General features: G+C 71.9%; 22 protein-coding genes and 1 pseudogene. 22 read left to right on the top strand and 1 reads right to left on the bottom strand.

Translation table 11 applies throughout. The features are described from left to right. Positions 1-8: 8 nt before the first annotated feature. The 22 genes and pseudogenes from AB0D53_RS27930 (at position 9) to AB0D53_RS27825 (ending at position 17,141) form a co-directional block, all read left to right on the top strand. Positions 9-1,577, top strand: a complete 1,569-nt coding sequence (locus AB0D53_RS27930) for an ATP-binding protein (protein ID WP_362451468.1) — start codon at positions 9-11, stop codon at positions 1,575-1,577. Beyond that, positions 1,577-2,290, top strand: coding sequence for a hypothetical protein (locus AB0D53_RS27925; RefSeq protein ID WP_362451466.1), 714 nt, complete (start codon positions 1,577-1,579; stop codon positions 2,288-2,290). Before AB0D53_RS27930 ends, AB0D53_RS27925 begins: the two co-directional genes overlap by 1 nt. A gap of 134 nt (positions 2,291-2,424) precedes the next feature. Further along, complete coding sequence (locus AB0D53_RS27920) at positions 2,425-3,033, top strand: hypothetical protein (protein WP_362451464.1); 609 nt, start codon at positions 2,425-2,427, stop codon at positions 3,031-3,033. 95 nt (positions 3,034-3,128) lie between these two features. Continuing rightward, positions 3,129-3,893: a hypothetical protein gene (locus AB0D53_RS27915; RefSeq protein ID WP_362451461.1), complete on the top strand. Its 765-nt coding sequence runs from the start codon at positions 3,129-3,131 to the stop codon at positions 3,891-3,893. A gap of 26 nt (positions 3,894-3,919) precedes the next feature. Beyond that, positions 3,920-4,417, top strand: a complete 498-nt coding sequence (locus AB0D53_RS27910; protein WP_362451459.1) for a hypothetical protein — start codon at positions 3,920-3,922, stop codon at positions 4,415-4,417. 204 nt (positions 4,418-4,621) lie between these two features. After that, positions 4,622-5,362: a hypothetical protein gene (locus AB0D53_RS27905; RefSeq protein ID WP_362451457.1), complete on the top strand. Its 741-nt coding sequence runs from the start codon at positions 4,622-4,624 to the stop codon at positions 5,360-5,362. A 57-nt stretch (positions 5,363-5,419) separates the two neighbouring features. Continuing rightward, positions 5,420-5,791 (top strand): hypothetical protein, encoded by a 372-nt coding sequence (locus AB0D53_RS27900; protein WP_362451455.1) that lies wholly within the window; start codon positions 5,420-5,422, stop codon positions 5,789-5,791. Positions 5,792-5,806: 15 nt separating this feature from the next. After that, entirely contained in the window at positions 5,807-6,115 is a 309-nt protein-coding gene (locus AB0D53_RS27895) for a hypothetical protein (RefSeq protein ID WP_362451452.1), read from the top strand. 93 nt (positions 6,116-6,208) lie between these two features. Further along, a pseudogene (locus AB0D53_RS27890) lies at positions 6,209-8,015 on the top strand (TraM recognition domain-containing protein). Continuing rightward, positions 8,012-8,242 carry a hypothetical protein gene (locus tag AB0D53_RS27885; protein WP_362451450.1) on the top strand — a complete coding sequence of 77 codons (231 nt, stop codon included), beginning with the start codon at positions 8,012-8,014 and terminating at the stop codon, positions 8,240-8,242. Before AB0D53_RS27890 ends, AB0D53_RS27885 begins: the two are co-directional and overlap by 4 nt. Next, a complete protein-coding gene (locus tag AB0D53_RS27880) occupies positions 8,239-9,414 on the top strand; it encodes a DnaB-like helicase N-terminal domain-containing protein (RefSeq protein ID WP_362451448.1) in 1,176 nt (391 codons plus the stop codon). The genes AB0D53_RS27885 and AB0D53_RS27880 overlap by 4 nt, the downstream gene beginning before the upstream one ends. 47 nt (positions 9,415-9,461) lie before the next feature. Continuing rightward, positions 9,462-10,031, top strand: coding sequence for a hypothetical protein (locus AB0D53_RS27875; RefSeq protein WP_362451445.1), 570 nt, complete (start codon positions 9,462-9,464; stop codon positions 10,029-10,031). 1 nt (position 10,032) lies between these two features. Next, on the top strand, positions 10,033-10,299 hold the full coding sequence (locus AB0D53_RS27870) for a DNA cytosine methyltransferase (RefSeq protein WP_362451442.1): 267 nt from the start codon (positions 10,033-10,035) through the stop codon (positions 10,297-10,299). Between the two features lie 37 nt (positions 10,300-10,336). Continuing rightward, positions 10,337-11,230 carry a DNA cytosine methyltransferase gene (locus AB0D53_RS27865; RefSeq protein ID WP_362451572.1) on the top strand — a complete coding sequence of 298 codons (894 nt, stop codon included), beginning with the start codon at positions 10,337-10,339 and terminating at the stop codon, positions 11,228-11,230. A 93-nt stretch (positions 11,231-11,323) separates the two neighbouring features. Beyond that, a complete protein-coding gene (locus AB0D53_RS27860) occupies positions 11,324-11,929 on the top strand; it encodes a DUF4913 domain-containing protein (RefSeq protein WP_362451440.1) in 606 nt (201 codons plus the stop codon). Continuing rightward, on the top strand, positions 11,926-12,720 hold the full coding sequence (locus tag AB0D53_RS27855; RefSeq protein WP_362451438.1) for a glycosyl hydrolase: 795 nt from the start codon (positions 11,926-11,928) through the stop codon (positions 12,718-12,720). Before AB0D53_RS27860 ends, AB0D53_RS27855 begins: the two co-directional genes overlap by 4 nt. After that, on the top strand, positions 12,717-13,193 hold the full coding sequence (locus AB0D53_RS27850; RefSeq protein ID WP_362451435.1) for a hypothetical protein: 477 nt from the start codon (positions 12,717-12,719) through the stop codon (positions 13,191-13,193). Before AB0D53_RS27855 ends, AB0D53_RS27850 begins: the two co-directional genes overlap by 4 nt. Then, positions 13,190-13,846, top strand: coding sequence for a hypothetical protein (locus tag AB0D53_RS27845; protein WP_362451433.1), 657 nt, complete (start codon positions 13,190-13,192; stop codon positions 13,844-13,846). The genes AB0D53_RS27850 and AB0D53_RS27845 overlap by 4 nt, the downstream gene beginning before the upstream one ends. Continuing rightward, the gene (locus tag AB0D53_RS27840) at positions 13,843-14,796 is read left to right on the top strand and encodes a hypothetical protein (RefSeq protein ID WP_362451431.1); all 954 of its coding nucleotides are present in this window, start codon (positions 13,843-13,845) and stop codon (positions 14,794-14,796) included. The genes AB0D53_RS27845 and AB0D53_RS27840 overlap by 4 nt, the downstream gene beginning before the upstream one ends. Positions 14,797-14,819: 23 nt before the next feature. Next, complete coding sequence (locus AB0D53_RS27835) at positions 14,820-15,527, top strand: winged helix-turn-helix transcriptional regulator (RefSeq protein WP_362451429.1); 708 nt, start codon at positions 14,820-14,822, stop codon at positions 15,525-15,527. A 167-nt stretch (positions 15,528-15,694) separates the two neighbouring features. After that, on the top strand, positions 15,695-16,585 hold the full coding sequence (locus AB0D53_RS27830) for a DUF317 domain-containing protein (protein ID WP_362451570.1): 891 nt from the start codon (positions 15,695-15,697) through the stop codon (positions 16,583-16,585). A 67-nt stretch (positions 16,586-16,652) separates the two neighbouring features. After that, the gene (locus tag AB0D53_RS27825; protein WP_362451427.1) at positions 16,653-17,141 is read left to right on the top strand and encodes a hypothetical protein; all 489 of its coding nucleotides are present in this window, start codon (positions 16,653-16,655) and stop codon (positions 17,139-17,141) included. A 4-nt stretch (positions 17,142-17,145) separates the two neighbouring features. Here the strand turns inward: AB0D53_RS27825 and AB0D53_RS27820 are convergent, their stop codons facing one another. Then, complete coding sequence (locus tag AB0D53_RS27820) at positions 17,146-17,412, bottom strand: hypothetical protein (RefSeq protein WP_362451425.1); 267 nt, start codon at positions 17,410-17,412, stop codon at positions 17,146-17,148. Positions 17,413-17,523 lie beyond the last annotated feature (111 nt).

The following is a 17,523-nucleotide window of genomic DNA, read 5'->3' as shown; positions in this document are numbered from 1 at the left end:
AAACGTTCATGTCCCGCCCCCGCGCCAGTGCCTCCCCTCTCTACGTGCCGCGCAAGGCGTCGCGTGCCGAGCAGAGGGCCGCCCGAGCCGGTTTCGCCGAGGCCCGCCGTCAGGCCCGGCTCGCCGAAACGGCACCCAAGCACCGCACGGAAGAAGCCCTCGACCTGGAGTTGCGGCCGACCTATCCGGCGGCCGGTCGTCCCGGCCCAGCCTCGGCCCGCGGCGGCAAACTCCGCCTGCCCGCCCACCGGATGACCACCGCCACCGCTTCGGGGGCCTACCCCTTCGTGGCCGAGGGCGGTCTGGGGGCCGAGGGCGTCTTCATCGGCCGTGACGTCCACGCCGAGGCCGCCTTCTGTTTCGATCCTTTCTCGCTGTACAACAGCGGCCGGATCGAGGGCTTCACGAACCCGAACGTGGTCCTCGCCGGGATCATCGGCATGGGCAAGTCGGCGCTGGCGAAGTCCATCGCGACGCGGTCGATCGCCCACGGCTACCGCATCTACATTCCCTGCGACCCGAAGGGCGAGTGGACCGGCGTCGCGCAGGCCCTCGGCGGCTACAGCATCGCGCTCGGCCCCGGCCTGCCGGGCAGGTTGAACCCGCTGGACGCCCCGGCCCGGCCCGCCTCGGTCAGCGAGGACGACTGGGCGACCGAGGTACGCAAGCGGCGCCTTCTGCTGCTGGCCGGCCTGGCGCGCACCGTACTGAAGCGCGATCTGCTGCCGATGGAGCACACCGCCCTGGACCTCGCCCTCGACCTGGTCGTCGCCGAGGCCGCCGCCCGGGGCGCGGTGCCGCTGCTCGGCGAGATCGCGCACGCCCTCGGCTCGCCCGAGCGCCTCGACCAGGCCCTCGGCCGCCAAGGCGGGCACCTGGGCTCCGCTGCCCAGGACCTCGCGCACGCTATGCGCCGCCTGGTCCATGGCGACCTCAGCGGCATGTTCGACGCCCCCTCGACGGTGGCGTTCGATCCGACCGCGCCGATGCTGTCCATCGATCTGTCCCGCCTCGGCGGGTCCGGAGACGACACCGCCCTCGTCCTCGCCATGACCTGCGCGAGCGCGTGGATGGAGTCCGCCCTTGCCGACCCCGACGGCGGACGACGCTGGGTGATCTACGACGAGGCGTGGCGGCTGATGCGCCACGTCGGCCTGCTCGAACGGATGCAGAGCCAGTGGAAGCTCTCCCGTGGTCTGGGCATCGCGAACTTGATGGTCATCCACCGGCTTAGCGATCTGCTTTCGGCGGGCGATGCCGGTTCGCGCGGCCGGGTGCTGGCCGAGGGGCTCCTGGCCGACTGCTCCACCCGCATCATCTACCGCCAGGAACCCGACCAGCTTGCCGCCGCCGCTTCCCTGCTCGGCCTGACCGGCGTCGAGACTCAGGCGGTGTCCGCCCTGACCAAGGGCCGGGGCCTGTGGAAGGTCGCCGGCCGCTCCTTCATCACGCAGCACATCCTGCACCCGGCGGAACGCGAGCTGTTCGACACCGATGCCCGCATGGCCGCGAAGAGCACCGGGTTCACGAAAACTGAAGCGCCCTTGGCGCCCGTCCGACGCCGGGAGGTGCAGTGATGAGCGCAGGTGAGGCTTCCTCCTCATCCGCGGCCCCCGAGAGTCCGTCGTCGGTCAGCAGTGGTCACCTCGGGTGGCGACGGCATCTGCCGGCACTGGCCGCGGCGGCAGCCGGGATCAAGAAGGCGTCCGACGCCTGGGACGCCGTCTCGGACTCCTTCTGCGACCAGGACGGCTGGCCCCTCGACGAGGAGGGCTACGCGGACGGCAAGGTGAAACGCGATGCCGAGGCGTGGAAGCACACCGAGGTGTTCCTCGACCACGGGCCCGAGGTGCTGGCCGGGGTCCGCGCCAGCGCCGACGGGCCCGATTACGTCGAGGGGCCGGTCAGCGACGACCTGCGCCGTCTGCGCGGGATCGACACCACGCTGGAACGCGCGGGCCGGATCCGGGACGAGTGGGCCGATGTCATGGCGCTCATGGAGGCCACGCAGCCGGGCTCACTCGCGCTCTACCAGGACACCGCGGAGGAGCAGCGCAACTCCGAGGGCTGGCACTACGCGGACGAGTTGTCCTATCAGGGGCCGGCGCTCGTCCGGGCCTCCGAGTACCTGGCCAACCGGGCGGACACCGAACGGCCTGCGCACACCGAACGGGCGCGCGCGGCCCTCGCCCGGTCCGCTCCCGGCACCCGCGGCACCGCTCCCTCTTCTCCCTGTTCGCCGCCTGTCCCCCCGGCGCCGACTCCGCCGGCCACCGGCCGTTCCCGCTGACGCTCCTAGCGCCGAATCACGGCAGCGCCAAACCGGCCGATCTCCGGACCCTCGTGGGCCCCTGCACCTCTTCCAGCGCCACGCGCCTGCGGCTCATGCCGTGGGCGCGGGGCGTCCGGCAACGGAGAACCCCCATGCACCCCGACAACGCCCTCACTACCTTCGCGCGGATCAGTGCGCCGCCCTCCCGGCCTGCGGCTTCCGAACAGGCCCACCGGTACGCCGCCCTCACTGCTGCCCTCCGGCAGCGCGGCTTGGAGTGCACCGCCGAGTACGGCCTCAGCGACTACATCGTCCACGCCGAGCTCCCCGACGGCAGCTCGCTGATCATCTCTCCGCCGCAGGAGCCGCCGTCCGAGCACCCCGAGTCGCCCGAGAGCTGGACGGTGACCCGCCACCCGTCCGCCGAGCCCGCGGTGTACGAAGTGGTCTACGACTCCGAGCCCGACGGCCCCGATGCCCGGCACAGCGGCAGCGTCCCGCACCTGCTCACCGCCGTCGACGCGTACCTGGACCGGCTTGACGTTCCGCCGCACCAGGAACAGGAACGATCCGTCGAAGGGCGCACCACCGGCGCGACGCCGAACCGCACGGGCTTCGCCTCTGACCCGTCACGGGTGAGCGCCGCCCTCACCCCTGCGCCGTCGGCCGGACACCACGCGGTCCCAGCCGTCCCGTCGACGGTGTCGTCCGCGCGCACCGCGCTGCCGCCCGCGCGCCCCTCGTCCGCCCACGGGAGCTGACCACACTGTCTGGGAGTTCTTCGTGTACCGCATCGGCAGAAGCGATCCGTCCCGCGACCACCACTGCGACCGAGCCCACCCCGGATGGATCCGCCATGCCCAGCCACTACAGCGAACTGCCCGATCTCGCCTTCGGCCACCACCCCGTCCACGGCATCGTCGCCGCGAACCCGAAGAACCTCCCCGCCAGCGCGTGGATGCTGACGCGGTTCGACTTCCACCCCGTCCCGGACCAGCCGACGCTGTACGCGCTGGCCGACCAGGAACGTGACGGGCAGGGCCGTACGGCCCGAGCCGTCCAGCTGCTCCGCAAGTCCGGCTACCAGGTCGACGTGGACGCCGCGCTCGCCCCCTCACCGGCACGCGATACGGCGCCCGTCCACGACCGGGCTCCGCTCGGCGAGCCCGATGTCGCCTTCGCCGAGCATCCACGCCTCGGCATCGTCGCGGCCACCGACGACCACGCCTCCGAGCTCACCGAACTGGCCCTGGTGGAACACGGTTGGCGCCACATCCCGAGCCTGGAGATGTACGCACTCCCCGTCGGCACACCTCGGGACGAGGCCCTGGGGAAGGTCGCCGACGCCACGCTGGCGCTGCACCGGTCCGGTGTCCAGGTCGCGGTGCAGCCTCGCCTCGCTCAGGACGTAACAGCACGTCCTCGCCCTGCTCCCGTACCGGCCGCGTCCCGTGCGCGCGGCCGGGGCACCCCTCGTGCGTTTCCGATCAGCGCCGCCGCGCTCGCCGCCAGCCCCGCCCGTTCCGGTCTCCCGGGCAAGGCGCCGGTCCCCGCGCCCGCCGCCCCGGCTGCGGCGCCCCGTCCGGTCGACCCGCGCATCGCGTTCTCCCACACCCGCTGATCCAACTTCCTTAAGGAGATGGCCTCATGGCCGTGAAGACCATCTGGTCGATCAACCACACCTGCGGTCACCAGGCCGACCGCAATCTGTCCGACCGAGCGGCCGACCGCCGGGCGGGCTTCGCCGACTGGCTCGCCAAACAGGAATGCACCGCCTGCTGGCGTGCTTCCAAAGAGGGCGACGAGCAGGACAAGGCCGCCTGGCTCAAGGCCCAACGCGCCAAGGAGCAGGCCGAGTCCGAAGCCTGGTCCGAGCAGTACCGAATGCCCCCTCTGGAGGGGACCGAGCGGGCCGTCGCCTGGGGTGTGCGCTGTCGCCACCAGATCATGGCCGTCGCCTACACGGCGCTGGTCCTCGAAGGTGAGACGACCGAGGCGGAGTGGGAGGCGATCGAGGAGGGCGCGCGCACCGTGACCCGGGCAGGGTGGTGGATCGATCAGCGCGCCTCCATGCCCGCTGACCTCGCCGAGCTTCTCCAGGCCGCCGTCGAAGCCGACCGGCCGACCGAGAACCCGTACTTCTGACTGACCGGGTGCCCCGCTGCGGCGGGGCGCCCGCCTCCTTCTGCGCCGGGGCCCCGAGCTGTCTCGGCCTCTATCAGCGATCCCCGGCCGGGCCAAACCTCGGATCCGGCGGATCCTCTCCCTGGCGGTCCGAGTGCCGGCGCCTCGTCGCCGAACACGGCCGGCCTGCCGTTCCCGCCTCAGCCCCCGTACCCAGGAGGCCACATGCCTGCCCCCTCGATCATCATCACGTCCGAGTTCAGCGGCAGCGTCGTCGCCAAGGGTGCCACCGACGACCTGTCCGCCCAGCTCCTCAAGCACGCCGGCTTCAAGCAGATCGACGACTGGCACGGCCGACGCCACCGCCTGCCCACCACCATGCCGCTCGCCGACCAGGTCGCCATCGCCACCCACGCGGCCGAGATGCTCCGCGCCGCCCGCTACGACGTCGACCTACCGCCCTCCCTGGACACGGCCCGGATGAGCCCCCCGATACCTGTCCTCGGGCCCTACGCCGCCGGAGCGGAACTCCTTCAGATCACCGACCGGATCAGGGCCGCCGAGGACGGGGCCGACCTTCAGCGGGCGGTCGACCACCTCCTTCACCCTAAGCACGGCGTCCTGGAACGCGCCCGGGAAGCTCTGGAGGCGGCAGGCCAGCAGATCTACGACCTCGACGACGAGGCGTACAACCTCGCCGACCGGTTCGACATCGCCGCAGAGTTCCTCAGCGCGGCACAGTCCGAACTCATCAGCTCCGAAGACGAGTTGCTCCACATCGGCACCGCCTCCGATTCCCGCACCGAGGCACGGACGCGGTCCTCGGCTCTGTCCGATCAGCGAGGCGCCGCGCTGGCCACGTCGCCCGCAGCGGCCAAGACCAAGGTCTCCTCGGCACCCGGCTCCGAAACGGCGCCGCCCAACACTGCCGTGCACCCGTCACGCGTCCCGGGCCCCCGACGGTGACCCCGACCGCCTTCGTCCCCGCCCCGGCCACCTGAGACAACCGCTGAGGAGGAATACGTGCCTGAGTACTACTCCAGCATTGGCGAGGCCGTCGGTGCCGCGATGCAGCACAACATCCGGCTCGCCCACCGCGGTGTGGCGCCCGGCTCCGACGAGCCGCTGCAGGTCCGGCACCTGCCCAGTGCTTCCGCCGACCCATACTCCGTCCGCGGGACGATCGCCCGTCTCACCGAGGACGCAACGCCCGACGAGGTCGCGGGAATTCTGGAGGAGGTCAACGGTGCGCTGGTCGGCGCGCTGCCTCAGCTGACCGAACTCGTCGCCGCTGCGGCCGACTGGACCCGTGTCCGTCTGGCGTTCGACGACACGCACCACAACCCCGCCTTCGAGACCTGGACTCGGCTGGCCGCCGCCCACGGGATGCTCTAGGACGTCCGGGAGCAGTTGGAGGTCGCCGAGGACGGGGTCGCCGCATGTCCTGCCGAACGGACCGATCCCCGGTTGCACGAGATGGTCAACGTTCTGCGGACCCGGGAACTGCTCGACGACGTCCTCGGCGCGGACCCGGTCGGCGCAGCGCCTTCCACCTCGGATCCGGGCTTCGTCGGCGAGGTCGTCGATCCCGAAAGCCGGCGTCTGGCCGCCGCCCGCCAGGTCTCGCCGGCCACGGCCACCGCCGGCACTGACACCAGCACCGCGTCGCCCGTCGCGCCGTCACCTCCTGCGGCCCGCCCCGTCACCCGCCTCCGCTGAACCATTCTTTTCGATCCTCAAGGAGTGAGCCCGTGAACTGCACGAGAGCCGAGCGCGCCCCGCCCCGTCCGCTCGCACCGCCAAGGAATCACCGTGCCCTCCCCTCGTACCAGCGCGCCCTCGACCACCACCGGCTCCGACGCGCTCCTCTACCTCCTGATCGGCGTCCTCGGCGCCGCCCTCGCCTTCACCTCCCTCGCCTGGCTGACCGGCAACCTCACCAACACCCTGGTCGGCAGCGGTCCGTGGGCTCCGTTCCGCGCCACCGAGGCCCTGCTGCACCCCGAGGTGCTATGGCCGGCCCTGGGCAGTACCGCGCTGCTGGTCGGTGCCCGCGTCGTCCCCGGCCTGCTCACCCTGGCCCTGGCCACCACCGGCCTGGTGTTGTGGATGCGCTGGCGCTCCGATGCGAAGTCCGGTCTGGCCCGCAAGAGCGACGCGGCGTCGCTGCTGGACAAGGAGATCACCGCCAAGGCGAAGAGCCTGCGGCCGTCCCTGAGCGGCCGGGAGGGTAAAAGAGGTCGCTCCCTCCGACCGCGGCATCCGGCTCGGCACCCTCGACCCCGGTCGGGCCGAGGTCCGTGCTTCCTGGGAAGACGTGATCGTCGCGATCATGGCCCCGCGTTCCGGCAAGACCTCGGGCCTGGCGATCCCCTCGATCCTCTCGGCACCCGGCCCGGTCCTGCTCACCAGCAACAAGGCCGCGAACGACGCCTTCACCGCCACCGTGGACGCCCGCGGCGAGATCGGCACGGTCTGGACCCTCGACCCCCAGCAGATCGCGCACCACCCGCGCGAGATGTGGTGGGACATCCTGGCCGACGCCCGCGACCTGGCCGACGCCCGCGACCTGGCCGGCGCGAAACGGCTCGCCGGACACTTCGTGGCCGCGAGCGTGGACGAGTCCAGCGGCTCCGACTTCTGGTCCACCGCCGCGTCCAACACCCTGGGCGCCCTATTCCTGGCCGCCGCCAGCCACCGGCGTCCGGTCACCGACGTCCTGGCCTGGCTCGCGATGCCGGCCGACCGGACCCCGGTGGACCTGCTCACCGACGCCGGCCATCACGCGGTCGCCGCCCAGCTCCAGGGCACCGTCTCCGGCGCGACCGAGACCCGCGACGGCATCTACGAGACGGCGCGGCAGTACGCGAGCTGCCTGCTCGATGCGGACGTCGCCGCCTGGGTCACGCCTAACGAGGACCTCCCCGAGTTCAAGCCCTTCGCCTTCGCCACCTCCCGCGACACGCTGTACCTGCTCAGCAAGGACGGCGGCGGCAGCGCGAGCGCGATCATCGCGGCAGCGGCCGACGCCGTGATGCGCGCGGCCGTCGTCGTCGCCGAGCGCTCCGGCGGCCGGCTCGACCCGCCCGCCCTGTGCGTCCTCGACGAGGCCGCCAACGTGTGCAAAATCTCCGACCTCCCCGACCTCTACTCCCATCTGGGCAGCCGGGGCGTCATCCCGATGACGATCCTGCAGTCCTACCGGCAGGGCCAGCGGTGCTGGGGCGAGGCCGGCATGGACGCCCTGTGGTCCGCAGCCACCGTCAAGATCATCGGCTCGGGTATCGACGACGCCGACTTCGCCGACCGTCTCAGCAGGCAGGTCGGTGACCACGACGTCCAGACCACCTCGGTATCGACCAGCGAGAGCGGCAAGTCCACCTCGGTGAGCATGCGCACCGAGCGGATCCTGCCGCCCGACGCGATCCGTGCCCTGCCCAAGGGCAAGGCGCTGCTCCTGGCCACCGGCATCCGGGTCGCCATGCTCAACCTGAAGCCCTGGTACAAGGAGCCCTCCGCCAAGGTCGTCGGACCCGCCTCCGCCCGCGCCACGAAGGCCATCACCGAGCGGGCCCTCGCGAAGAGCATCGGGCACGACGACTTCAGGCTGTCGGCATGAGCGCGCCCACGCCGCGTCCCGGGCGACTGCCGCGCTCGCCTGTCGTTCTGCGCGACGGCCAGTGGTGGCTGGTCGGCAGGGCCGGCTCGATTCCCGCCTCCGATCCCGCGTTCACCGCCGTCCTGGACGACCTCGCCCAGGCGATGGCCGCCGCCGACCGGGCGGTCGCCGAACTCCGTACCCGGCAGAACGAGTCCTCCGCCTCCGAACCGGGAGGCCGGCGATGAACCCGCTGCAGCGTGCCGAGCAGGCGGTCCTCGGCGCCGTCCTCCTCGACCCAGACCAGCTCGCACACCTGGACTGGCTCGCGCCGGATCACTTCTACCGGCCCGTCCATCAGGCACTGTTCGCCGCGCTCCGCAAACTCCGAAGCGACGGCCACCCGGCGACCGGCGCCGAGGGACCGGTGCCGCTGTCGTGGGTGAACGACGCGGTCGCCGAGGCCGGCCTCCATGTCCGGGGGCTGACCGCGGTGTACGCCCACTCCCTGATCTCGGCCTGCCCGCGTTCCGAGCACGCTCCGGTGTACGGCCGCATGGTGCTGGAGGGGGCGATCCACCGCACCGTCGCTCAGCACGCGATCCGCCTTCACCAGGCGGCTCGGGCCGACGCCGTCCAGGGCGAGGTCGAGGGAGCCCTGCGCACGGCGGACGTCCTTACAGGAGTGCTCACCGATCTCGCGCGCCGCTGGGGAACCGACCCACGCCCGGTCGCGCGCACTGCCGGGCCAGCCGCCGCCGTGACCACCGTCTCGCCGCCGGTCCAGTCCGACCAGGCCACCGAGGACGAGCGGTTCCTCCTTGCCGTCCTCACCGAGCAGCCGAGGGCCATGGATGAAGTGGTGGACTGGCTGCGGCCGGGCGACTTCGCCGATCCGGCCCACGGGCAGGTCTACCGGTGCCTGGGCGCGCTGCGCCATCGAGGCGAGCCCATCGACCGGATCACCCTGCTCTGGGAGGTCCAGCGGCGCGGGCTCCTGGCCGACGGCACCCTGTCGGGTGAGCAGCTGATCGCCATCGGCGACGGCATGCTCCCCGGCAGCGCCGAATGGTTCGGGCACCAGGTGATGCGCTCCTCCCTCACGCGCACCGCAGCCGCCTCCGCGCGCGCCGTCCGGGCCCTGGCCGAGGACGAGGCCCTGGGACCCGGCCGGCTGATCAACCACGCCCTGCACGCCCTCGGCCCGCTCGACGAGGTCCGTTCCCGCTGGCAGGCCGCGAAAGGCCGCCCGGTTCCGAAGCCGACGGCTTCAGCTCCCTCGGAGGGCGGGCCGCCTCCGGCCCGGGTGCAGGCCGCCCGCGCCCGCAGCACGCCGCGCCCAGCCCCGTCGCCCCCGGCCCTGACCGGTCCCGTCCCCGCACCGGCCACCGCCCGGCCGCCCTCGCGCGGCCACCCCTGACCTTCTCAACGTCCAGCCATCTCCCTTTCTTTCGCTTGGAGTTCGCCTTGACCGACAACTCTTCCTCCGACCTACTGGCCCTGCGCGCCACGGCATCGGGCTTCGACACCGTGCGCAGCAAGCTCCCGGTCACCGGGGATCCCGACCGCCCGCTCGACAGCGTCACCGTCGCCCGCCAGCTCTCCACCCTCGGCACGCTCCTCACCAAGCTGGCCGACGAGGTCCTCGTCCGTGCGGCCGAGCAGAGGCGGGACGGGCACACTGCCCCGGCCATCGTGGGCTTCGCCGCCGCCGTCCGGTCGGCGTGCGAGGCGGCATCCGCGCTCGGAGCGGTGGCGCACCGGCTCTCTGCCTGGGACCGGGCCAAGCACCTCGGCGACGAGCCCGAGGCTGAAGAGTACGAACGGCTGGTGATGGGCAACGCGCTCGGTATGGCGGACAAGGCTCTGCGCGAGACCGCCGAGGGCCTGCGTGCCGCAGAGGCGGCGATCTCGCCCTCCTCCGCCCGCGCCGATGCCGCCTGCAGCCGTTCCGCGACCGCGGCGCCCTCCCTCACGCCGCCTCCTGCTGTCGTCCCACCGGCAGCTCCGCCGGGCCGGACCGGACGGGAACGGTGACATGCCCACTGTCCTTTCGCGTTCTGCGCTGATCGGGTCGCTCTGCTCGGGGTACGGCGGCCTCGACCTGGGGGTGCAGGCCGCTCTCGGCGGCGCCCTGGCCTGGCACGCGGAGGTCGATCCGAACGCCTCGCGCATCCTGGCCCGCCACTGGCCCGACATCCCCAACCTGGGCGACATCACGACCGTCGACTGGACCTCCGTCCCCCGGGTGTGCGTCCTGACGGCGGGTTTCCCCTGTCAAAGACGTCTCGGTCGCCGGCCGTAGGGCCGGACTCAACGCCCAGACCCGCTCCGGGCTCTGGCTGCACGTCGCCCGTGCGGTCGAAGCCCTCCGACCCTGCCTGGTTGTGATCGAGAATGTGCGCGGCCTCCTCACCTCCCCCGCCGGTTCCCCTGGCGACGTGGAACCCTGCCCGTGGTGCCTGGGAGACACCACAGGTCAGCCTCCTTTGCGAGCACTCGGTGCCGTACTCGGATCCCTGGCCGACCTCGGGTACAACGCGAAGTGGCTCGTGCTTCGCGCCTCCGACGTCGGTGCCCCGCACCGCCGCGAGCGGGCCTTCCTCACTGCCTGGCCCACCGGAGACCCTGCTCAAAACCCCGACCAGCAACATCGGCAAAAACGGCGGCTCCCAGCACCCCGCGAAGAGGAAGGGCGGCGGGCACGGTCCGAACCTGGCCGACGAGGTCGAGTGGCTCCTTCCGACCCCGAAGGCGTCGGACGGGATCAAGGGCTCGCCCAACCAGCGGCACGGCAACGGCGACATGACCCTGCCCAGCGCAGCGGCGTCACTGCTGCCCACACCGATCACCAGCGACACGGGCACACTGGGCCGTCGCCCCGGGAAGAAGTGGCGTCCTCCCTCGTCGGCGGTAGCCCTGCCGCTGTGGGCGGAGGAGTCGCCGGAGGCCGAGAGCCGGAGCGGCGGTGGGGACCGTACGCAGCCGCCATCACCCGATGGGAGACGCTCACTCGTCCCGCGCCGGACCCCACGGACGCGGGCGGGCGGCTCCGCGCCGACTTCGTCGAGTGGATGCAGGGTCTCGACTCCGGCTGGGTCACCGCCACCCCAGGGCTCGGACGCCCGGCACAGCTCACCGCGCTCGGCAACGGCGTCGTCCCCCAACAAGCCGCTCGGGCTCTGGAGTTGCTGGCACCGCCCTTCCCCCGCTGCTCTCGCTGCGGGGGCGGGTAGGACCCCACTACCGGGTTTTCCCGGCCCGGCCAAACCGCGGTTTCTCCGGATCCTCTCGGGCATGTCGCCGTCTCACAGATGGAGCACGCCCCCATGCCCGACAACAGCCCGACCGCCCCCGTCCCCGAGCCGTTCCGCCTCCCGGACGGGGACCTCGACGACCTTGCCAGCAACCTCGCCAAGACCATGGCCAAGGTCAGGCAGCACGGCGTCATCCTCGACCGCCTCGGCTCCGAACCCGCGCCCGACCCCGCTGACCACCAGCAGGAAGACAGCGCTCCGGCAGCCGAGGCGGCCGATACCAAGCAGACCGACGGCCCCGCCTCGGTGTTCATCGTCGCCCTGGGCGGCGAGGCGTACGCCGCCGAACTCTCCGCCCTCAGCAACTGGGTGCACCACCTCTTCCTCCCGGTCTACGGCCGGGAGATCAGCACCAGCCGACCCTGGTGCGCGCAGTGGCACGAGCACCCGGAGGCCGTCGCCCGGCTCCACGCGCTCTGGCTCGCGTGGCAGCAGTTCACCGACACGGAGGCCGGCCTGTCCGGTCCGTCGACCTGGCACCGCGACCACCTCGACCAGACGCTGGTGCACCTTCGCGCCCCTGACGGGCCCTTCGCCGCGTGCACAACGAGCGCGACCCGGCCCAACCACCGCGTTCTGGCCACCCCGGCGCCCGAGCAGTCGGGAGTTTCGGCGTGAACGGCGACCTCGACTTCTCCTTCGACTTTGACCTCGATGAACTCGCACCCGCCGATGCCGCCTCCGAGGAGGTGCTGGACAGGCTCTGGTCCGGTGACCTGAAGGTCTTGTCCCAGCACCATTCCGCTCCCCACGGCTCGCACAGCTTCGTCCTCGCCCACGACCGGTCGGCCACGTGGGAGATACCCGGCTCGCCGCAACTCGTCGCGATCGCGGTCGCGCGGGATCTCAGCCTTTCCACGTTCACCCTGGAGACGAGCCACCACGCCACAGCGGCCTTCGCCCAGCGCTGGCTCGTCGAACGCGGCTGCCCGCCCGAGCGGATCGTTCTCGTCGGCAGCGACTACCTCAAACCTGACGACGACCTCACCCTCCAGGTGGAACAGCAGATCCGGGAGTCCGGCACTCGCTACGAAGTCCTCGAAACTCACACCTCGGACCATGACCCGAGTGAAACCTGGACGCTGACCCGCGACTCCAGTGCCCGTCAAGCACCAGTTCGTGTCTTCCACGAAGAGTGGAACCACGACATCGGCACCTACACGATGCGCGAGGGCGCCTTCGCCGACGTGGATACCGCCCGCTCCTGGCTCGACGACCGCAACGGTCCGCTGCCCGAGCCTCCGGAGTACAGCGATCACGACGGCGCCGTCGTCCGGGCCCGCATCGCTCACATGGCGCTCGCCCGGTCGGCCGGTGCCTCCGGGATGCCGAAGTCCGGCCTCGACGCCACCCGCACGCCTCCGGCCACGGTGGCGATCCAGCGTCCGGGACAGGGGAAGCTGCTGTGAGCCGCGCCCGCTTCGCGTTCGCCGCGCACCCCGACGCCATCGCCGACCTGCGGACACTTCCCGACGAGGTCCGCGACTTGGCCCTGCTGGAACTGCAGAACCTGGTCCACGGAAGTGACGACTGCCTGCCGTTGAAGGGCCGCCTCGCCAGCTTCCACAAGGTCTACGTCGACCCCTCGGTCGCCTACCGGATGGTCATCCAGTTCCGCCCCGCCCCACCGACCTCGACCCACAAGCGCGAGATCTACCTCGTCGCCGCCGGGAGCCGGAAGGACTACGCGGTCTACCGCTCGGCCCACCTGCGCACCGGCCCCCGGCAGGACACCGAGACGGCCTCCGCCACCGAGGCCCGCGTACGCGCTGCCCGGTCCCGCTCATCCCTGACCGTCGACCGCCCGGCGGCCTCCCCGACAGCTCCTCCCACAGCGACACCGGTCCCGGCTGCCGCTTCCCGAAAGGTTCCCCAGCGATGACCACCAGCCGCGCTCCCCTGACCCGTACCGACCTGGCCGGCCTCCTCACCGAGGCCGCGCAGAGCGTCTCAGGCATCCTCACCGCCGAGTACCCGACGGCCCCCAGCCGCTCCTACCTGCACCCCGTCCTGGGCGCGCTCGCAGCCGGGCCCAGGGTGGTCGACGAACTGAGCGACCGCCTCGAAGAGTTCGTGGCCGCCGAGCCTCGGCCCACCACCCCTGCGGGCCTGTTCACCCTGGCCTCCTACGCCGCCACGCTGGGCTGGCTCACCGAGTCCCTCGCCGAGCTGACCACCGCCGTCGACCGGATCTGCACCCGCGCAGGCATCCCCACCGAGCCCCGTGATCCGGCCGTCACCGCGCCCGACGACAAAGGGTTCGACTTCTCGTTCAACGCGCTGGAGCTGGCCGCGATCCGTACCGCGGCCGAGGCCGCCGGCCTCGCGCCGGACGACTACGTCGCGGTCCTCTCCGAGTCGCTGCTCGCCGCCTCCCGGATCACCGACGACTGCATGGAGATCTCCAGCAGCCTGCTCGAAGACGCCGCGTACGTCCTCGACGAGGCCACCGACCACATCTCGGTCGGCGACGGCCCCGGCAGCCTGCCCACCCTGGTCCGCTCCCTGCTCGCCCGGATGGAGACGGCCCGGTGAACCCCTACGACCCGAATACGCACCCCGGCGCCGATCTCGTCGCCGAGACGCTCGGCGTCCCCGAAGTCAGCACGCTCAACACCACGTACCGCCTCGGCAGTCCGCTGTACCAGGCCGCGACGCGGATGATCGGGGCCGCGTACGAGCTTGACGCGCGGCACGACCGGGTGACGGTCGCGGCCAGGGACGCTCTCCGGCTCCTCGAACCCGTCGGGCGCGGTGAACTCAGCGGTGCCCGCGTCTCGTACGCGATCCTGCGGACTGCGGTCCCGAAGCTCGGAGAGCTCATCACCCAGCAGGATCGGGCCTACGACCAGCTCATCGAGGCCATCTCCGCGTACCAGCACCTTCAGCCCAGCACCGAGCACTCGACGGCGAAGGCCCACGAACTGCACCAGGAACAGAGTTCCGGTCGGGACGACGACTGGGCTGTCGCGGGTGATCGCCGGCTCAGGGCTCTCGAAGCCGTCGAGGCCGGCGGCGTCCGGTTCCGTCTCGCGGGGATCGGCGACGACCCCTACGTGGTGTGGGAGAAGGCCCAACGGCAGGACCCGGCGATCTGGCCCCAGACCGTGCAACGGCTGGTCGCCGACGGACTGCTGCACCAGGACACCGGCGAGAGTTGTACAGGCCCGGACAACTTCTCTCGCTCACGCCGCAGGGTGAAGCCGCCCTTCGCGCAGCGCGTGCGGCAACGCCACGGGTGTCTGCCGCGCTCAACCGCAGCCACACCTCCGCGCCCCACGGCCCCCTTCCCGACTCGGCCGTCCGGCGCGTTACCGCGGCGGTCGGCAAGCCCTCGCGTTCCCGCTGACTCCTTCCGAAGAAAGGGTATTTCATGTCCGCCCCCGTACAGCCTCCCGTCTTCTCCATCGGCTCGGTCGATGCTCAGCGTGTCGAGGGCGCGCTGTCTCTGCTGGAGCCGAGGTGGACCACCTGGACGGCGATGATTCTGGCCCAGGGGAACCGCCCCATGCGCGTACACGAAGTCGCCGCCCAACTCCCCTTCATCAGCGAGCAATTCGTCGGCAAGAGGCTGGCCACGATGCGCGCCGCCGGACTGGTCACCCGAGAGAATGCCCGTCGCGGGGCTCCGTACCGGCTCAGCATGCTCGGCGAGTCCCTGCATCCCGTGTATCGCACCGTGTCGGACTGGTCCCGCGCCTATCTGTCGCTGGGCCGGATGCCCGAAGCCGAACGCGTCGAGGACGCCCTGAGCCGTCTGCATCTTCGGCATTCGACCGCCGTGATCCAGGTCCTCGACGAAGGCGGTCCGATGCGGCTCGGCCACATCGCCGAGGAAGTCGGCATCGAAAGCGTCTTCGCTCGGGTGCGGCTCCTCCGGCTCCAAGCCGACGAACTGGTGACCCGCACGGGGCCGCGCCACGGCGACCCTTACGTTCTGACCGACGCTGGTCAGGCGCTGGGGGCCGTGTACGCGAGCATCGAGCACTGGAGCGGCCCTCTCACCGAGCAGCGGACCTCGTCGGCGCCGCGCCCTGTCCCGGCTGCCACACGCACCCGTACCGGTGTCCCGCTGGAGGTGGACGGCGCCCGTACGGCTGCGGCTCTACGCCGCAGCGCTGCCACGCCGGCTTCGCTGTTCAGCCACGCTCCACAGCCGCAACCACGAGTGCCGGCGGCCGTGACCGCCCAGTCGGCCCCGGGCCGGTCCCGGTGACCCGCGTGGGGAGAACCAGAGCCGCCCCTCCGCCACGGCGTCCGTGTGCGCACCAGCCGCCTTCCCGGCTGCGCACGCGGGCGCGTTCCCCACCCACACGCCCCGGAGCTTCGATCGTGCCCACTCCCTATGACGCGCACTTCTACGAGGAGGTGCTGGTCAGCCCCATGTACCTGGCCGGCTCCAACGGGACCGGCGAGGCCGGCTTCGCCCCCGTCGCCCACTGGCCGCACCACTACGTCGACGACGGCCCCTGCCAACTCCTCGTCACCGCGCCCGACCAGCGCATTCGGATCGGCTGGTTCGGCGACGACTTCGAACTGTGGAAGATCACCGCCGCCAAGGAGGCGGTCGCCGCACCCCGCTGGACGGCCACCTTCAACCACGTCACCCCGGCCGAGATCGTCGCCGGCCTCACCACCGCGCTGGCCCACGACTACGCCGAAGCCGACCCCTACGACGGCAACGGCCGCTTCCTGGCAAACCCGTCGATGTACTGGGCTGACGCCGTCCGGCCGCTGACGGACGCCGGCTGGAAACGCGGCGTCCCCGCCGAGCGCGGCACCATCGAGATCGTCGCCCCCGACGGCCAGGCCGGCGTCGTGATCGACAACCGTCTTTCCGGATGGGACGACGAGACCGTCACACTCTGGGCCGGTCCACCGGGCTGGCGCACACGGGCCGAGGCGGTCTTCACCGCCCGCACCCCGTCTCACCTGATCGCCGCGACCGCGGCCGTCATGGCGGAGTCGGCTCCCGTTGTGCGTGAACGGCACCAGATCGACCGGCGGGTGGAACACCTGGTCACGCTGACCCCGGTCTCCCCGGCCGCCGAGCCCTCGGTCTCCCGCGCTCCGACTCCGCTCGACGTGCGCCGCACCGCGGTCACCCAGGCCGTCCACCGCGCCGCACGCGCCCCGCGTACCGCCGCCGACCTACGGGTGATGGCCGCCCAGAGCCGCTCCACAGGTGCGATGCAGAACCGGTCGGGCAACCTCGCGCCCGCACCCGCCGCCTGGCCGTCGGCCAGCTCGTCGGCTATACGGCACGGCCGCTGACCTTCACCCGGCCTTTCCGGGACACCGCCCCCGCCTGAAACAGCCCATGACCATTGGGAGTTCCGTCATGCCCACCGCCACCATGCTCGACCAGGCCACGGCCCTGATCGAGAAAGCCTGGGGCCAGCCCATCGAGGCCCTCGAAGTCCTCGCGGTCCGCCGCCCTTGCGAGGACCCGCTCCTGCGCTCGGCCATGCACACCCGTACGGCCCTGGCCATCACCGACAACGCGGTGGCCGTCCACCAGAAGCGTCTGCACGCCCTGACCGGGCCCAGGTACATGCCGGCCTTCTACGAACTGGACCGGATCGTCAGCTCGGCAGCCGACCTCCGCGTCGCCCACGCGGAGAGCCATGCGCATCCGCAGGCGATCAGGCGCGTGACCGAGGCCCGTGAAGCCGCGGCACCCGCAGCCCAGGGCCCGGCGGCTCGACTAGCCCAGGCCGCTGTCGCCCGCTCCGGGGGCATACCCGACGCCCCGCGCCAGGTGCCCGATCCACCCGTTCCCCCGGCCGTCTTCGGACCGTCGGCGCCCGCTGCGGGGCCGCGTCGCTGAACCGTCAGGCGAGGTCCTCGTCGCGGTGGGCGTCCTCGGTACGGGGGCCCACCGCGCGGGCCAGCTCCTCCAGCGTCAGCTCGACGCGCCGGCCTTCCGTCACCCGGCGCTCCACCACCGTCTCCTCGTCCGGCCACCTGCCCGGCTGTGCACCGACGCCCCACTGACCGTCGGCAACCATCGCGATGTCGCCCACCGTCCACGGCCGCCCGGCAGCGCGGATCTTGCGCTCCAGCCCGGCGCCGTCCCAGTGTCTGCTCGCCTCGGCCATCCCTACTCCCCCCTTTCGCTGCTGCGCGGCCCGTCACCGCAACCCACGTACGACAACCGCGTTCGCCGATCCATTCCCACGCGCCGACTACCTGCTGGCGGCCTCCAGTTC

The organism is Streptomyces sp. NPDC048295 (assembly GCF_040652135.1).
In the GTDB taxonomy this organism is placed as follows: Bacteria; Actinomycetota; Actinomycetes; order Streptomycetales; family Streptomycetaceae; genus Streptomyces.
The sequence above is the reverse complement of the archived record's forward strand: the minus strand, read 5'-3'. Positions and strand labels throughout refer to the sequence as shown.

Excerpts from the sequence above, each read along its gene's own strand:
- AB0D53_RS27825 (WP_362451427.1), top strand. The coding sequence starts at position 16,653 with ATGCCCACCGCCACCATGCTCGACCAGGCCACGGCCCTGATCGAGAAA.
- AB0D53_RS27820 (WP_362451425.1), bottom strand. The coding sequence starts at position 17,412 with ATGGCCGAGGCGAGCAGACACTGGGACGGCGCCGGGCTGGAGCGCAAG.
- AB0D53_RS27880 (WP_362451448.1), top strand. The coding sequence starts at position 8,239 with ATGAACCCGCTGCAGCGTGCCGAGCAGGCGGTCCTCGGCGCCGTCCTC.
- AB0D53_RS27885 (WP_362451450.1), top strand. The coding sequence starts at position 8,012 with ATGAGCGCGCCCACGCCGCGTCCCGGGCGACTGCCGCGCTCGCCTGTC.
- AB0D53_RS27920 (WP_362451464.1), top strand. The coding sequence starts at position 2,425 with ATGCACCCCGACAACGCCCTCACTACCTTCGCGCGGATCAGTGCGCCG.
- AB0D53_RS27860 (WP_362451440.1), top strand. The coding sequence starts at position 11,324 with ATGCCCGACAACAGCCCGACCGCCCCCGTCCCCGAGCCGTTCCGCCTC.
- AB0D53_RS27930 (WP_362451468.1), top strand. The coding sequence starts at position 9 with ATGTCCCGCCCCCGCGCCAGTGCCTCCCCTCTCTACGTGCCGCGCAAG.
- AB0D53_RS27835 (WP_362451429.1), top strand. The coding sequence starts at position 14,820 with ATGCGCGTACACGAAGTCGCCGCCCAACTCCCCTTCATCAGCGAGCAA.
- AB0D53_RS27870 (WP_362451442.1), top strand. The coding sequence starts at position 10,033 with ATGCCCACTGTCCTTTCGCGTTCTGCGCTGATCGGGTCGCTCTGCTCG.
- AB0D53_RS27830 (WP_362451570.1), top strand. The coding sequence starts at position 15,695 with ATGTACCTGGCCGGCTCCAACGGGACCGGCGAGGCCGGCTTCGCCCCC.
- AB0D53_RS27910 (WP_362451459.1), top strand. The coding sequence starts at position 3,920 with ATGGCCGTGAAGACCATCTGGTCGATCAACCACACCTGCGGTCACCAG.
- AB0D53_RS27905 (WP_362451457.1), top strand. The coding sequence starts at position 4,622 with ATGCCTGCCCCCTCGATCATCATCACGTCCGAGTTCAGCGGCAGCGTC.
- AB0D53_RS27845 (WP_362451433.1), top strand. The coding sequence starts at position 13,190 with ATGACCACCAGCCGCGCTCCCCTGACCCGTACCGACCTGGCCGGCCTC.
- AB0D53_RS27915 (WP_362451461.1), top strand. The coding sequence starts at position 3,129 with ATGCCCAGCCACTACAGCGAACTGCCCGATCTCGCCTTCGGCCACCAC.
- AB0D53_RS27925 (WP_362451466.1), top strand. The coding sequence starts at position 1,577 with ATGAGCGCAGGTGAGGCTTCCTCCTCATCCGCGGCCCCCGAGAGTCCG.